At 67.1% G+C, this 2,105-nt stretch carries 1 protein-coding gene; it reads right to left on the bottom strand.

All coding sequences use genetic code 11. The annotated features are described in order from the left end of the window. On the bottom strand, positions 1-2,084 hold a 2,084-nt coding region (locus tag E5X88_RS33430; protein WP_292168535.1), incomplete at its 3' end, for a cobaltochelatase subunit CobN. Positions 2,085-2,105 lie beyond the last annotated feature (21 nt).

The following is a 2,105-nucleotide window of genomic DNA, read 5'->3' as shown; positions in this document are numbered from 1 at the left end:
GCATTGGCGGCAGCGTCGATCAGTGCGATCTGGGTTGGGAACATGTCGCGGAACAGGCCCGAGATGCGCCAGGTGACGTCGATGCGTGGGCGGCCGAGCGTGGCCGGCGGCGCCACCTCGATGCCGGTGACGCGGCCGGTGGCCGAATCCCATTGCGGCCGGCAGCCCATCAGCGCCAAGCCCTGCGCGATCTCCTCGCCGCCGGTGCGCAGCGAGGCCGAGCCCCAAAGGTCGATGACCAGCGAGCGCGGCCAGTCGCCATGCGATTGCATGTAACTGCGCAAGACCTCGTCGGACGCTGCCCTGCCGAGATCGAAAGAGGTCGGCGTCGGCATGGTGCGCGGGTCTGATGTGAACAGGTTGCGGCCGGTCGGCAGCACATCGCGCCGGCCACGGGCTGGTGCGCCAGCCGGACCGGCAGCGACATGGCGGCCGTCGAGGGCACCAAGCAGTGCTGCCTTCTCGGCCGTCGCACTTTGCCTGCGCAGCGGATCGGTCTCGCCCTCGGGCGAGCGGCCATAGATATGAAGGCCGTCCTTGATGGCGAAATCCTTGAGGTCGCAGAGCCAGGCGTCGATGCGGCGCAGCGCTTCGTCGGGCGCGTCGGTTTCGGCAACGCCGGCTTCGGAAGCGAGGCCGGTCTTTTGCGCGGTTTCGACGATCAGCTTCGCCAGGCGGTCGCGGCGGCGACGGTCGAGCCCGTCGGCTTGGGCATATTCGTCGACCAGCCGCTCAAGCTGGTGCTGGTTATCATCCAGCCCGGCGCCGGTCAGCGGCGGCGGCAGATGACCGAGGGTGACGGCGGCAATGCGCCGCTTGGCTTGTGCGGCCTCTCCCGGGTTGGAGACGATGAAGGGATAGATGACGGGCAGGGGGCCGGTGACGATCTCGGGAAAACAGTTTTCGCTCAGCGCAACGGTCTTGCCGGGCAGCCATTCCAGCGTGCCATGGGCGCCGACATGGATGAGAGCATGGACACCGACCGATTTGCGCAACCAGAGACCGAAGGCGATCAGTGCATGGCGCGGCGGCAGCGTCGGGTCGTGATAGTCGGCGCGGCGATCGGCGGAGCGCCCGCGATCGGGGGCGAGCGCCACGGTGATGTTGCCGAAGGTGGCGGCGCGGAAGGGGAATTCTTTTTCGCGGCCCGACTGCGAAGGTTGGCGTTCTGTCGCGCCCCCCTCTGTCCTGCCGGGGGGCGCATTGACGTTAGCTTCATCCTTAGCCTCTCCCCACGCCGCCTCCATCGCTTCGCGCGCGCTTTCGGGCAGCTCCGCCGAAAAGGCCAGATAATCCTCCAAGGCGAGCCCGTGTCCGCCCTTATCCAGCATCTCCAGCAAATCACGCGGCGTTTGCGGAATCCCTTCAACGGCGTAGCCCTGTTCCCCCAGGTCATGCAGCATCGACAGCACGCTGGACGGAACGTCGAGACCGACGGCATATCCGGTGCGTCCGGGGGCGCTCGGATAGTCGGGGATCAGGATGGCGAGCTTGCGTTGCGCGCGCGGCGTCCACTGCAGGCGGATGAAGGCTTCGATGCGGTTCGCCACCTGCGCCACGCGGTCTGATACCGGCTGGTTGGCGAAGGCGCGGAAGGCCAGTGCCGGATCGGTCTCGCTTTCGCCCTTGAAGGAAATGGCGCCGGCGAGGATGCGCCCGTCGAGTTCCGGCAACACGACATGCATGGCGAGGTCGGCTGGCGCCAGGCCGCGCTGGTTGTTTTGCCAGATGTCGCGGCGTGTCGTCGCGACGATGACCTGGAAGACCGGAACGCCTGCGCGGTCGAACAGGGTTTCAACGCCGGGCTCGGCACCGGAGGCGAAAGCCGTCGCCGTGATGATGGCGGAAGGCTTCAGCGACGAAAGCGCGGTCTCGACAAATTCCAGCGATGCCGGGTCCTTGAGGCTCGAGACGAAGATCGGCACGGGCGTCATGCCGCGCTGCCGCAGCGCTTCAAAAAGCGCGTCGATGGGCGCGACATCGGCGGCGAGCAGCATGGAGCGGTAGAACAGAATGGGGATGGTGGGTGCGTCGACATTGTCAGCGTCGAGATCCGTCCCACCCCCCTCTGTCCTGCCGGACATCTCCCCCGCAAGGGGGGAGAT

The sequence above is a fragment of the Mesorhizobium sp. genome (genome assembly GCF_004962245.1).
GTDB lineage: Bacteria > Pseudomonadota > Alphaproteobacteria > Rhizobiales > Rhizobiaceae > Mesorhizobium.
This window is presented reverse-complemented; position numbering and strand designations above follow the sequence as displayed.